Genomic DNA, 13773 nt, shown 5'->3' on the forward strand with positions numbered 1-13773 from the left:
AGCTGATCATGCTTCACACCACAAACCTCCCTTGCTTCAACAAGTTAAGAGCTCGAGAGCTAAATCATGTTCAACCCAGATGCGGATACATACTGGAATGAAAGACATTAAACATCTCTAAGGATGGTTCAAATCCAAATTGTACACTTCTACGAATCCTCGCAGTGTAAGAGGTGGTTCAGATATTAGGCCGGCTATGAAGGTGGAGATAAGAGTTATGTGCCTAGGCTAGGGTTTAGGAGAAGCAAATGAATTCCTACAATGAGTGCAGATCCTTAGTCATGTTCTCGTGGTTTAAATAAATAACAGAATAACAGACAACGATTTATAAGGGAGGCGAGCTTACTTCAATGATCTTATCTAGTGAGATCTATTTAAAATGCTCTCAATGTGGTTATGAGATCTCCGCTGGAAACAATGAGATCATGCTTACTGGTAGATGTCCTAGATGCCATGGTCTTCTGTTCATCAAGTATCGCAAACCTGTTTTCAAAGTAAACAAGAACGAGCGAGGTATATGGAGATACTCTTTATTGCCACCCTTCAAGAACAGAGTTACACTTGGTGAAGGCTTAACACCTGTAAGTCGGGTTGAGGAGATACTAGTTAAAAATGAGAAGTTTAATCCTACAGGGCTTTACAGTGATAGAGCATCTGCGTTAATTTCATCCTTTCTTAGAGATATCGATGCTAAAAAGGTTTATGTCGGGTACTCCGAGGAGTTCACGAAATCTCTTATCTATTACCTAGCCGGTGTAAGTCTATATATAGTGGCAAGTAGCATATTCGATATAGATCCGGAAGATATCATGCTCTTCGCTGGCAAAGGGTTAGACCTTGTTTACGAGTATCCGAATGATGCAGCAGTTGTATACTATGAAAACCCCTTAACTATTGAAGGATTAAAGACAATAGTTTTCGAGCTTTATGAAAAGAGTGTTAAAACCGAGAACATAGTTGTCCCAGCGAAGAGCGGTATTCTAGCTTTATCACTTTACAAAGGAATTGAAGATTTAAACGAAGCAGGGATCGAGACTAGCTTTCAAGTCACAGCTGCTACTCTAAAAGGTTTTAATCCGCAGATTCTCAGGAATCTGAGGAGAGTTAAGGTCTTTGAAGTTTCAGAAGTCGAGCTTTATGAAGCGTATAGGAAACTACTGAGAAAAGGATTTAAGATAAAACCTCTTGCAGCATTGAGCTATCATGTTGCAGAGATCATAGGAGACTCTGTAGCCGTTGTAACTATGGGCTACAAGACGCGAACCACAGGTAGAGGAAGTGATGTGAAGAAGCTTGTACTAGACATAGTCTCTAGAAAACCTCTGATAACAGCCTACGAAATATGGAAGGAGAAACCTGTGTACACTCTGAGAGCCGTCTATAAAGCTATTAAGAGCATGGAACTTAATGGAGAAATATGCTTTGAAGTTAAGACAAGAGGTGTACGCAAGGTTAAATTATACAAGCTTTGTTAGTTCTTATTGAACGTTCCATAAGAGTTATATAAGCTAGCTCGCAAGAATCCAACCTGGGATTGAAAATTGAAACTCGTAGACGCCTACACCTATCTTGAGAAGCTTAGAGACTTCATATACTCACTACTCGAATACAGAGATAAAGTTAAGGAGAGCGGATTAGAAGTTATACCCATACGCGAGGCAACACCATTAGTACGCTACGGGTTCATATCCATGTTCAAGAGCGGAGTTATAATGGATGTTACAAACGAGAAGCAGGCTGAGATCGCCGAGAATGCTGGTGCTGTTGGTGTGATGGTTCTAGATAAGTTGCCCTACGATGTGAGAACAGCTGGTGGAGTTGCTAGAACAGCTGATCTCAACGTTATAATGAGCGTGATGAATGCTATAACAATACCTGTCTCAGCTAAGTGTAGAATCGGGCATGCTGAGGAGGCGAGGTTGCTGGAGAATATAGGCGTAGATCTGATAGATGAAAGCGAGGTTCTAACTCCTGTTGACGAGAAAAACCATATTAACAAGTGGGATTTCAAAACACCCTTTGTCAATGGTGCTAGAAATCTGCCGGAAGCTCTCAGGAGAATCTATGAGGGTGCTTCAATGATTAGAACCAAAGGTGAGCCTGGTACAGGTAACGTTGCAGAGGCTGTAAGACATATGAAGCTTGTTAATAGAGATATAGCCACCCTGAGAGGATACCTCCTAGCTGGTGACTACGAAGCTATATGGTTCTATTCGAAGGAGAATAAAGTACCATACGAGCTCGCACTACTAACAGCTAAGCTGGGGAGATTACCAGTGGTTAATTTCGCTGCTGGTGGTATAGCAACACCTGCTGATGCAGCACTAATGATGTGGCTTGGTGCAGATGGTGTGTTCGTGGGCTCTGGTATATTTAAGAGTCAGGACTCTGAGAATAGAGCTAGAGCTATTGTGCTAGCTACATCCTTCTACGATGATCCTGAAACTGTTGTTGAAGCTCAGAAGATGGTGTCTGAGAAGTATTCAATGCTTGGTATCGATGTTAGAATACTGAAACCAGAGCAACTTATGCAGGTTAGAGGTGAGTAAGAATGGTTGTAGTAGGAGTTCTCGCCTTACAGGGAGATTTCCTAGAACACTTGGAAATACTGAGAGAACTCGGTGTTGAGACCAGGATTGTGAAGAAACCTGAAGACCTCTCCACAGTAAACGGGTTAGTAATACCTGGCGGTGAATCGACGACTATAGGAACACTAATGGCGGTCAAGGACCTCGGCGATCACTTAGTTAAGCATCTAGAAAAAGGATTGCCTGTTATGGGAACTTGTGCTGGTGCAATACTACTAGCTAATAAAGTTGCTGACAGGGTTGTTGGTGAAACAAATCAGTACACGCTCAAGGTTATGAACATAAGTATTGTTAGAAACATCTTCGGTAGACAGAGAAACTCCTTCATAGCTAATGTAGAAGTAGAGAACGTGGGAGTAGTAAGAGCTGCTTTTATCAGAGCACCAGGTATAGTTGAGGCGTGGACGCCTGCGAAAATAACAGGCTACGTAGAGCATCCCACAGTCGGAAGAGTTGGTGCAGTAGCTGAGCAGGATAGTATATTAGCTCTGACATTCCACCCCGAGATAACAGGTGATAAGAAGATCTATCAATACTTCGTAACAAAGATCAAGAGATAAACTATTTCTCGAAACACTCCTACCTACAGATTTACAACAAACCCCTCCAACTCCAACAAGAACTTCTCAAAAGCTTTTTCCACACATGCGCCTACATCTTTTTTCTCATATAAGTTTTTCTAAAATACCTGCGAAGGGGTTTGCACTTTCAGAATTATTAGTAGTGTCTGCTGATGTAGCTTTCAACATTTTCACGTAGTGAACATATACAGCGAGAAAACTTGTATCCACTAGTTAAGGTGCTTTAGCTACTCTGGTCTTATGAGCATAGCAACCACTTCATAGAGGTAGAGAATCAGAGATAGAGATAGGGTTTCATTCTTCACGCTTGTTATGAAGCTTTGCTTAGAATGATGCAAGATATCTGATAAATAGAGCTAAATATTCGTGGGCTATATCGTAATTGATATAAATCAAAATACTTATATCCTTAGGTGGCAGAGTAAAAATTAGGTGGATTCTTTGACTAGATTCTACGAGTGGGAGATGTATCATGCCGCAAAAGTATTAATTAACGATATCTTCAAAGTGAAACCTGGCGAGTCTGTTGTGATAACCGCCGATACAATGTCTGATGAAAGAGTAGTAGAAGCTGTAGCTGGAGCAGCACATGATGCAGGTGCGAAGGTTATTACAGTCTGGATGCAAGCCTCACCTTATGGTGTTGGAAAGCAGACAGATCTCGTACTACCAGTTGAAGGTCTTGCCGCTCTTCTCTCGAAAGTTGATATATGGATAGAGTTCAATTATCAGTGGCTACTCTACTCAACAGTGTTCGAGCTCGCCTTTAAAGAAAACAAAAAACTGAGATACATGTGCATGGTTGGTATGGGTGTTGATCAGATGGTTAGACTTATTGGTCGTGTAAACATACCTATTCTACAAAAGTTCCAAGACCTCCTAGTTGAAATGACTAGAAGAGCTAAAAGAATTAGAATAACTAATACAGCTGGTACGAACGTGACATTTATAAATGATCCGATCCGTCCGATAGTAAACGATAAAGGAGACGCATCTGCTCCAGGCATATACATGGTTCCCGGGCAAATATGCTGGTCACCCATCTTCGAAAGCATTAATGGTGTAATAGTATTTGATGGTATCATTAACCCACCATTCGACCAACCACTCAGAGAACCGGTTAAACTCTACGTCGAGAAGGGAGTAGTTGTAAAAATAGAAGGCGGGAGTGAAGCAAGGATCTTTGAGAATTGGTTAAAAAGCTTTAACCACCCGCAAATGTTTAGACTGGCACATATATGCTACGGAGTAAATCCAGGTGCAAAGTTAACAAGTAGCATCATTGAAGCAGAGAGAATATGGGGTGCAACAGAATGGGGTCTCGGCTACGTAGACACAACATTAACCGGTGGCGAACCAATACCAGCACCTTCACATACTGACGGAATAACATTGAACTCCTCAGTATGGCTTGACGATGTCTTAATACTTAAGGATGGAAGGTTCGTGGAACCGCGATTAGCAGAACTGCAAAAACAGCTCGGAATCACCTAGCTTTTTCTATAAGCTCATGCTCACATGTTTCCAACAATATATGAATAAAAATCTTTAGATTTGCGGACTACTATTATAACCTAGGTGAGTGTTTGTGTCAGAAGAGATCTTAAAACGAGTTGTAGGTAAAATTGATTCTCTTAAAGACTATGCTGTTAATCTCATGCTAGAGATCATACGTAGACCTGCGGTAAATCCTGCTTTTGGTGGGGAAGGTGAGTATGATAGAGCAATGTTTCTCTTAGATGAAATCAAGCAATGGGGGTTTAGTGATATAAAGATAATTAACGTGAGAGATCCGCGTGCTAAGAATGGGGTTAGACCTAATATCATAGCTTATATAAAGGGTGAGACAAGTGATAAGCTATGGATCCTGGCACATCTCGATATTGTTCCACCCGGCGACTTAAGTGCGTGGACTGTTACAAAACCTTTTGAACCAATCATCAAGGAAGGTAAGATCTATGGGAGAGGAAGCGAAGACAATGGGCAGGCAATAGTGTCTTCTCTAGTAGCTGCTAAAGCTTTACTAGAAGAAGATATTAAGCCTAGGAGAACAATTGCGATAGCGCTGGTAAGCGATGAGGAATCAGGATCAGATTATGGCATAGGCTACTTGATAAAACATCATCCAGAGTTATTCAGCGGAAACGATATAGCACTCGTACCAGATGCTGGTGTGAGTGATGGTAGTTTCATTGAAGTCGCAGAGAAGTCCATACTATGGTCTAAACTAAGATTTAAAGGAGTACAAGCTCATGCTAGCATGCCTCACAAGGGTTTGAACCCTCACAGAATCGCTGCAGAGTTCATCCTTCTACTAGATAGGCTTGTGAAAGAGAAATATGGAAGAATAGATCCATTATTTGACCCACCTATGACAACATGTGAGCCGACTATGGTAGGAAACTCAAGCGGATCTCCAAACATTATACCTGGAGAACATGAAGTAGTGTTCGATTGTAGAATTCTACCAGAATACAACCTAGATAAATTCCTCGAAGATCTCAATAGATTGTTCAGCACAATTAAATCCGTATATGAGAAGAAAATAGGCGAATCATTATTCCCACAACTTGAGCTAGAAATCTCAATGAGAGCAGACGCAGCTCCACCCACACCAATAGACTCGCCTATTGTCAGCTCACTAGTAGAAGCTTTGAAAACGCTTAGAGGTTTATCACCTAAGATCGGAGGAATAGGAGGAGGTACTGTAGCAGCATTCTTCAGGAGAATAGGTATCCCTGCAGCAGTATGGTCTACGATAGATGAGACAGCTCATTCACCGAATGAATACTGTGTAATAGAGAACCTGATCGCAGACGCGAAAATAATAGCGTATCTGATGGTAAAAACCTGAACGCTAGAAATTAGTAAATGAGCGAGCCCTCTAATACAATTTTATCTCTGACTCTATTAACAGCACGAAAGTTGTAAATGACGGGGATGCTAGCTATTATTAGTAGTACACAGACCTTAACTGTCTCGTACTATTTAAAGTAATATGAATGTGCGGCATAAGTTCGGGAAGGAGGAGCAACCTATAAACGTAGAGTTCTATGCTTCTGCGGAAAGTATTTATTTTCCCAACCTATTTTTAACGAGGCGAGTTTAATGTGGTCTATAACCAGTATTGATGATGCTGAGAAGCTTGTTCTTGGAGCAACTATTCTAGGCACAGGCGGAGGCGGCGATCCGCGAGAAGGTTTCTCAATGCTGAAGAACGTTCTAGAAGAGGGTAAGAGAATCGATGTTATAACTCTCGAAGAGCTTCCGGAAGATAGTTTGATAGTAGTTCCATACTATGTTGGATCAACGGCTCCAGGCTTGAAGCCTAGGAAGAAGATTAGAATAGCCGACGCCATTGGTAGGGCTTTTGAAACTATCGAGAAAGAGCTGGGTGCTAGAGTTGGTGCTGTTATTGCGAGCGAGCTTGGAGGTGCTAATACTCCGGTGGCTTTGAGCATAGCAGCTAGGCTTCGAATACCTGCCATAGACGGAGATCTGCTTGGCAGAGCTGCACCAGAGTTACATCAGTGCACTGTCCACATATTCAACATACCCATGTATCCCTCAGCAGTAGTGTCTGAAACAGGCAATATAGTGGTTATAAAGGAATATGCAGATATAGATGATTATGAAGCAATAGCAAGGTATTTATCAGTTTTAAGCGGTAGATTTGTAGCAGTAGTTGATACACCGATGAAAAAAAGTGATGCTGAGAAAGCTGTTGTAAGAGGTACTCTCTCTAAGAGTCTTAGACTTGGAGATGCTGTGCTAAAAGCCAAAGCAGGTGGAAGAGATCCTGTGAGAGAGATAGCTAGAGTTCTCGAAGGATGGGTTGTATTTAGAGGTGTGGTTGAAAGTTATAAGTGGCGTAATGAAGGCGGCTTTCTAAAAGGCGAAGCAATTGTAAAAGGCTTAAACAGGTATAAGGGTAGAATTCTCAAAAGCTGGATCATGAATGAGCATATAATGGTATGGCTTGATGAGAAACCTCTTGTAATGCCGCCAGACCTCTTCATGTTAATAGCTGATGACGGTACACCAGTGACAAACACAGAGCTTAGAGAAGGGATGGTGGTTAGTGGAGTAGCTGCTAAGGCGCCGGCTGTGTGGAGAACTCAACGAGGTCTCGAATTATTCGGACCAAGACACTTCGGCTTCGACTACGATTACATCCCCGTAGAAGAACTCATTAAACAACACGATATTATGTAAGTATGAAGGTCTTACTTATAAATCCAGTAGAGCATTCAAAGTGGAATGAATCGAATAAAGCTTTATATAAGAGGTTTCTCCCCCGATGTGCATGTATATGTAGTCTCTCTTTCAAGAGGTCCTCTAACTGTTGAGACCGCTGAAGCATACGGAGAGGCAGCAACCCTGGTTGTAGAGAGGGGGTAAAGAACTATCTAACGAATATGATGGTATGATGGTGTAATAGTAAACAGTTTCTTAGATCCTGGTGCAGAAGAGTTAAGGCGAGAGATAAAGAGAGTAGTTATAGATGCAAGCAAGGCTTCCTTAGCTCTCGCTAGACTTTATGAACATCCTATATACATGATAACAGTAGGTGTTGAGAGGAAAATATTAGACCTTATGTGGAAGAAGATGGCGGAGCTAGGCTTCGAAAAATTGTGGTAGATATAGCCAGTATTCTCATCGGTGTAACAGACATTGACAAGAATAGGGAGAGAATACTTAGCCTACTATTTAATGTGGTGAAATCTGCGACAGCGAGAAAGCCGTAGGAGCTGGTATAAACGCCTGTGATAGACTCGGTTAAAGCTAGTGTTCTCTTAATGATGATCTTGTTAAAATTGCTTGAAAAATATTCTATATGTTCTATATGCGAGCTGGATTGAATCAATAAGTTTTAACTTTTAACGAGACGAAATACTTAAAAGCTATGAGTACACTAACAAACTTAGTGTACACAGAAGAGGTGTAGATCTATGAAGGCTATATCTAAACAGCTTGTGCTGGTTGTTGTTGTAGTTGTAATTGTTACAGCGGTATTAGTCGGTACACTTCTCACATCTCTCTTTCAGCAGCCCTCTGCAGTGTCTAGAAAAACTGTTGTATATGCTTCTCTTTCTGAGATGACGAGTGCGGATCCTAGCACAGAATTCTCTAACTCGATAATGTGGCTTCCACTAGTATACGAACCACTTGTATGGTATGATGCACTTAAAGATCGGTTCATACCAGCATTAGCCGAGAGATGGGAGAGCAGTCCTAATGGTACTGTGTGGACTTTTTATATCAGGAGAGATGCTAAATTCCATGACGGCTCGCCAGTTAACGCGGAAGCTGTGGCGCTTAGCATAAATAGAACAATAACACTTAAGGGAGGTGCAGCATACATATGGGATCCTGTTGAGAGAATTGAAGTCGTGGATGAGTATACTGTTAGATTCTATCTCAAATACCCAGCACCCTTACTCAAGATCGCAGCATCACCATATGCAACATATATCTTCTGTCCTAACGTAGTGAAGTATGCTAATGCAGCTAATCTCACAGATCCCAAGGTAGCAGACTGGTTTAATAAAGGTAATGATTGCGGTAGCGGACCTTATAGATTAGTGAAATGGAATCCTGAGTCCGAGGTAGTTTTAGAGAAATGGAGTGAGTGGTGGGGTTGGAAAGAACCTAACTATCCATGGAGATCGTCACTCGACAAGGCGCCGGATATCTTCATCATAAAAATAATCAAAGATGCTGCAACTCAGAGCAGGATGTTAAGAGCTGGGGAGATAGATATAGCACAATCCGTTCCTGTGGAAGATCTTAAATCTTTTGAAAAAGATCCTAACTACGTTGTTGTGCGTGAACCTAGTTTCCAGAACCTATTAATGCTGATAAATACTAAGAAACCTCCGCTAAACGATGTACGAGTGCGTATGGCGATAGCTCATGCAATACCATACGAAGACATAGTTAATCTAGCGCGTGGAGGTCTAGCTAGAGTTGCTAGCGGGCCAATACCCTATGGTTTATGGGGTCACTTCGATAACTTAACATATACCTACGACCTAGAACTGGCTAAAAGACTACTAGCGGAAGCAGGATATCCAACAGGCATACCTAGAACACTTACATTAGTGTATACTGCTGGAGATATTTATGAGGCTACAACAGCCGAGATCATAAAAGCATCACTAGCTAAAATCGGTATAAATGTAGAGATCAGGCCAATGTCATGGGAGGAACAATGGGCACTAGCACAAAAAGGTTGGGAGAACCCCGAAGAAGTACAGGATCTATTTATATTCTATTGGTGGCCTGATGTTCTCTCACCAATAACATACCTATATAACATGTTCTCCAGTCAGAGCAAGGCATTTAACCTCTGCTACTACGAGAACTCTACATTCGACGAAATAATAATGCAAGCATACAGACTTGAAGGATCAGATCCTCAGAAAGCCCTTGAACTATACTACAAAGCTCAATATATACTGTACACAGATGTGCCAGCCATACCACTCTGGGATATGATCGATATAAGAGTAGCAACTGCACATATTAAAAACCTTGAAAACGCTATAAACCCAAGTTATCCTACTGTCGTATTTGCACAAATGCTCATCGTAGATTAGACGGTCGATCTGCATGCCAGTGACATATGAATACGTTATTAAAAGGCTTTTTTTACTTGTTCTCGTCGTGCTCGGCGTTCTTGTTATAACCTTTATCTTAACCCGTGTCATACCGGCTAGGCCGGAACTGTTGTGGGTAGGTCCTCACGCAACTCTTGAAGCCATTGAAAAAGCCAGAAAAGAGTTGCACCTAGACGAACCTATATATGTTCAACTCGCATATTACTTAAAGGACTTCTTTACCGGCAACTGGGGTGTGTCGTGGAGAACAAAGCAACCAGTTCTCCAGGATATACTCTCAGCGCTACCCGCAACCCTAGAGCTAGTGGTAACAGGCTTTATAATAGCTGTAATCGCTGGCATACCGCTAGGCTTCTACTCAGCCTTAAGACTGGGAAGTGTAAAAGATGACGTAATTCGTAGCATAGCTGTGATCGGAGCGTCTATACCCGTCTTCTGGGTAGCATTAATATTGCAACTTGTATTTGGAATCTGGCTTAAGATGCTACCGGCCGGTGGACGCATCGATACAGCACTCGCAATGGCGACAGGCTTCAGACCTATAACAGGTTTTTACCTACTCGACTCGTTAATAGAGGGCAACATAGCAGTATTCATAGATGTTTTAAAAAGACTGATTTTGCCAGCGATAACAGTGTCTCTTTACCCGCTAAGTCTCACTATTCGAATGGTTAGATCCCTGGCTGTAGAGGTCTTGAATGAGAATTTCGTAAGGTTTTTAGAGGTTAACGGAATAAAGAGGAGAACGTTGATCTATAGGTATGTCTTGAGAAGCGTGATTTCACCAGTAATAGCTTCACTAGGTCTCAGCTTCGGCTATACTCTCATAGGTGCTTTCATGGTAGAGCTTGTATATTTGTGGCCAGGCATAGGATACTACGTGGGTATGGCACTCTTAAGTTACGACTACCCAGCAGTGCTCGGTTCAATAGTGTTCGTAGCCTTATTCTACTCCGTTATAAACCTCATTGTAGACCTAATATATGCCTGGATAGATCCACGGGTGAAGCTATGAGTATACAGCTAAGAGGATTCTTTAGGTTCGTTATGTATAGAAAGATCTATCTAGCAGGTCTTGTCATCGTTATACTATTCGTTATCACAGGTATTCTAGCCCCTTATATCGTTAGAAGTCCTAAAGATGCGTGGGGTATAACCTACAACCCAGAAAAAGCTTTTAAACCCCCCTCACCAGAAAACCCGTTAGGAACCGATGAGCTTGGAAGAGATCTACTTGATAGAGTAATTCTTGGCGCAAGATTTTCTCTAATCATAGGAGTATTCGTTGTTTTACTATCTCTATTTATAGGGATACCCATAGGCCTCGTAGCAGGCTACTTTGGCGGGAGGCTCGGAACCATGTTGATGAGAATTGCCGACATATTTCTGGCATTCCCACCCCTACTTCTAGCCATAGCATTCGCATCCGTACTTGGAAGAGGGGTTTTAAACACAATTATCGCGCTCGCTCTCTCCTGGTGGCCTTGGTACACTAGACTAGTTTATATCCAAACAACATCTGTAAAATCTTTGGCATACGTGGATTCTGCTAGAATACTGGGATTAAACCCTCTAACAATAATGTTCAAGCATATATTCCCTAACATTACTACACCTTTAATAACACAAGCAACACTCGATATAGGATCAGCTATATTAGAGGCATCTGCGTTAAGCTTCCTCGGCATAGGTGTCTCACCACCTACACCGGAATGGGGTCTTCTAGTTAGTGAGGGATGGCAGTATATTAATGTAGCATGGTGGATTTCCTTCTTTCCTGGTCTGGCTATATTAATAGTAGTACTAGGGTTTAACTTGCTAGGTGATGCGCTTAAGGAATATCTAGATCCGAGGGTGAGAAACTACATGATTAAGAGAAAGGTGAAGTAGTGATGAGCAGCATCATTATATCGGTACGCGATCTCGTAGTCAACTACTACACATTCGGAGGAGTGATTAAAGCTCTCAGAGAAGTAGATCTAGATATTAACCATGGAGAATCTATTTGCATCGTTGGAGAGTCAGGTTCTGGTAAATCTACATTGGTGCAGGCGATAGCAATGATCCTTCCTCAAAACGCTGTAATTGAAAGAGGCTCTATAATCTACGATGGGATTGATATATCGAGAAACAATAGTTTAGATGTAATATCTAAGGTAAGAAGAGAGATCGGAATGGTTTTTCAAGACCCCGCCACATCTTTTAGCCCTTTATTCCCAATAAAGCAGCAATTCGTGGACGTGCTTTCGGAAGTATTAAAAGTGACGCCTGAGGAAGCACTCATGATCTCTGAGGAGGCGCTTAAGAATGTCAGGCTTATCGAAGTTGAGCGAGTTCTGAATTCATACCCCCATGAACTGTCAGGTGGAATGTTGCAGAGAGCTGCTCTCGCGCTAGCCCTGGCTAAGAAACCTAAAGTACTTATAGCTGATGAACCTACAACTAATCTGGATGTGACCACCCAGGCAGAAATACTAGAGCTTATCAAAATGCTCAAACAAAAACACGGTCTAACACTGATAATGGTTACCCATAATTTCGGGGTTGCGGCGCAGGTCTGCGACAGGGTTGTTGTAATGTACGCTGGAATGATCTTCGAAGAAGGACCTACAAGACAGGTTCTAAGCGATCCACTACACCCATACACTAGAGGGCTGTTAACAGCGGTACCTAGAATAGGCAGGCTGTCAACACCAATACCTGGATTCTTACCAGATCCTCGAGAAGATTTCAAAGGTTGCCCATTTTACAGTAGATGCAGCAATGCTAGAGAGGAATGTAGTACTCAAAAACCTTCTCGCGTTGTTCTTAGAGAGAGAAGAGTTTTCTGCCATCTATATGGGGGGTCCTAATGGAAATCCTAAGAATAGAAGATCTCTACGTGTATTTTCCTATTAAGAGAGGCTTATTTGGACAGACTGTAGGGTATGTTAAAGCGGTTGACGGAGTATCTCTTGATGTAAGTCGCGGCGATGGGCTTGCTATAGTTGGTGAAACAGGTTCAGGCAAGTCTACAATACTTAGAGTTATACTTAAACTTCAGAAACCAACACGTGGAAAAGTTTTCTTCGAAGGTAGAGATATCTTCTCGCTGACTAGATCTGAAGAGAGCTGGTATCGTAGGAAAGTTCAAGCAGTTTTTCAAAACCCGTTTCAATCACTTAACCCTAGAATGCGGGTATACGATATACTTGTAGAACCTCTGAAGAGATACATGAAACTTGGAAAAAGCGAGGTAGAGAGAAGAGTTCGCGAGCTACTAGAATTAGTAGGACTGTCGCAGTCTGTTCTAAACCAGTACTCAGCCAGTCTAAGTGGTGGACAGGCTCAGCGTGTTGCAATAGCACGGGCGCTTGCTATAAACCCCGAGCTAGTACTTCTCGACGAACCTACGTCGGCTCTTGACGTCTCTATACAAGCGCAGATACTTAACCTTTTACAGGAGCTTAGGCATAAGCTCAATGTAACATATCTTCTGGTGACGCACGACCTAGCGATCGTGAGCTCTATTGTTGAGAAAATCGCTGTATTATACCGCGGTAACATAGTGGAGATAGGCTCTGTAAATGATATTTTCAGCAAACCTCTACACCCATACACTCAAGCACTGATCGCATCTATCCCCGACCCATTTAAAGACATAGCAAACACAGCTACCGGCAGGTTTTTGAAAGAAGAGGAAGTATATAGAGAGGTTAGCGGTTGCAAGCTAGCCTACAGATGTCCTTACGCAGAGAAAAAATGCTTTGAAAAAAGACCTCCGCTACATAACATACAAGGTAGACTCGTAGCTTGCTGGCTTTATGCATAGTCTTAGAGAATTTCTTAAAAATCTCGAAAGCTTAAAAGAACAGATCTAGGTATTCTGATGGGGTTCGGGTTTCATGTTGGTTGATGTAGTTTGATATCGACCCTTGGCTTCATCGTCCTCGGGGCACCTTTCATCGGTGCCCATGTCATTGGTCTCCACCCGTTCAGGGT

12 protein-coding genes are annotated in these 13773 nt (G+C 42.1%); all 12 read left to right on the top strand.

The annotated features are described in order from the left end of the window. Positions 1-533: 533 nt before the first annotated feature. Positions 534-1475 (top strand): pyridoxal-phosphate dependent enzyme, encoded by a 942-nt coding sequence (locus tag QXE01_08360; protein ID MEM4971248.1) that lies wholly within the window; start codon positions 534-536, stop codon positions 1473-1475. Between the two features lie 66 nt (positions 1476-1541). Then, positions 1542-2549 (top strand): pyridoxal 5'-phosphate synthase lyase subunit PdxS, encoded by a 1008-nt coding sequence (gene pdxS, locus QXE01_08365; protein ID MEM4971249.1) that lies wholly within the window; start codon positions 1542-1544, stop codon positions 2547-2549. 2 nt (positions 2550-2551) lie between these two features. After that, a complete protein-coding gene (gene pdxT, locus QXE01_08370) occupies positions 2552-3148 on the top strand; it encodes a pyridoxal 5'-phosphate synthase glutaminase subunit PdxT (protein MEM4971250.1) in 597 nt (198 codons plus the stop codon). Positions 3149-3610: 462 nt separating this feature from the next. Then, the gene (locus QXE01_08375) at positions 3611-4663 is read left to right on the top strand and encodes a hypothetical protein (protein ID MEM4971251.1); all 1053 of its coding nucleotides are present in this window, start codon (positions 3611-3613) and stop codon (positions 4661-4663) included. A 94-nt stretch (positions 4664-4757) separates the two neighbouring features. Then, positions 4758-6023: a M20 family metallo-hydrolase gene (locus QXE01_08380; protein ID MEM4971252.1), complete on the top strand. Its 1266-nt coding sequence runs from the start codon at positions 4758-4760 to the stop codon at positions 6021-6023. A 254-nt stretch (positions 6024-6277) separates the two neighbouring features. Continuing rightward, positions 6278-7384 (top strand): DUF917 domain-containing protein, encoded by a 1107-nt coding sequence (locus QXE01_08385; protein MEM4971253.1) that lies wholly within the window; start codon positions 6278-6280, stop codon positions 7382-7384. A 45-nt stretch (positions 7385-7429) separates the two neighbouring features. Continuing rightward, complete coding sequence (locus tag QXE01_08390; GenBank protein MEM4971254.1) at positions 7430-7570, top strand: hypothetical protein; 141 nt, start codon at positions 7430-7432, stop codon at positions 7568-7570. A 551-nt stretch (positions 7571-8121) separates the two neighbouring features. After that, positions 8122-9771: an ABC transporter substrate-binding protein gene (locus QXE01_08395; GenBank protein MEM4971255.1), complete on the top strand. Its 1650-nt coding sequence runs from the start codon at positions 8122-8124 to the stop codon at positions 9769-9771. Between the two features lie 13 nt (positions 9772-9784). After that, the gene (locus tag QXE01_08400; GenBank protein MEM4971256.1) at positions 9785-10807 is read left to right on the top strand and encodes an ABC transporter permease; all 1023 of its coding nucleotides are present in this window, start codon (positions 9785-9787) and stop codon (positions 10805-10807) included. After that, positions 10804-11682, top strand: a complete 879-nt coding sequence (locus tag QXE01_08405; protein ID MEM4971257.1) for an ABC transporter permease — start codon at positions 10804-10806, stop codon at positions 11680-11682. Before QXE01_08400 ends, QXE01_08405 begins: the two co-directional genes overlap by 4 nt. Positions 11683-11684: 2 nt before the next feature. Further along, entirely contained in the window at positions 11685-12644 is a 960-nt protein-coding gene (locus QXE01_08410; protein MEM4971258.1) for an ABC transporter ATP-binding protein, read from the top strand. After that, positions 12644-13603: an ABC transporter ATP-binding protein gene (locus tag QXE01_08415; protein MEM4971259.1), complete on the top strand. Its 960-nt coding sequence runs from the start codon at positions 12644-12646 to the stop codon at positions 13601-13603. Before QXE01_08410 ends, QXE01_08415 begins: the two co-directional genes overlap by 1 nt. Positions 13604-13773 lie beyond the last annotated feature (170 nt).

The sequence above is a fragment of the Sulfolobales archaeon genome, from assembly GCA_038897115.1.
In the GTDB taxonomy this organism is placed as follows: domain Archaea; phylum Thermoproteota; class Thermoprotei_A; order Sulfolobales; family AG1; genus AG1.

Coding starts and splice junctions, on each gene's coding strand:
- QXE01_08405 (MEM4971257.1), top strand. CDS start 10,804: ATGAGTATACAGCTAAGAGGATTCTTTAGGTTCGTTATGTATAGAAAG.
- pdxT (MEM4971250.1), top strand. CDS start 2,552: ATGGTTGTAGTAGGAGTTCTCGCCTTACAGGGAGATTTCCTAGAACAC.
- QXE01_08385 (MEM4971253.1), top strand. CDS start 6,278: ATGTGGTCTATAACCAGTATTGATGATGCTGAGAAGCTTGTTCTTGGA.
- QXE01_08395 (MEM4971255.1), top strand. CDS start 8,122: ATGAAGGCTATATCTAAACAGCTTGTGCTGGTTGTTGTTGTAGTTGTA.
- QXE01_08390 (MEM4971254.1), top strand. CDS start 7,430: ATGAATCGAATAAAGCTTTATATAAGAGGTTTCTCCCCCGATGTGCAT.
- QXE01_08415 (MEM4971259.1), top strand. CDS start 12,644: ATGGAAATCCTAAGAATAGAAGATCTCTACGTGTATTTTCCTATTAAG.
- QXE01_08410 (MEM4971258.1), top strand. CDS start 11,685: ATGAGCAGCATCATTATATCGGTACGCGATCTCGTAGTCAACTACTAC.
- QXE01_08400 (MEM4971256.1), top strand. CDS start 9,785: ATGCCAGTGACATATGAATACGTTATTAAAAGGCTTTTTTTACTTGTT.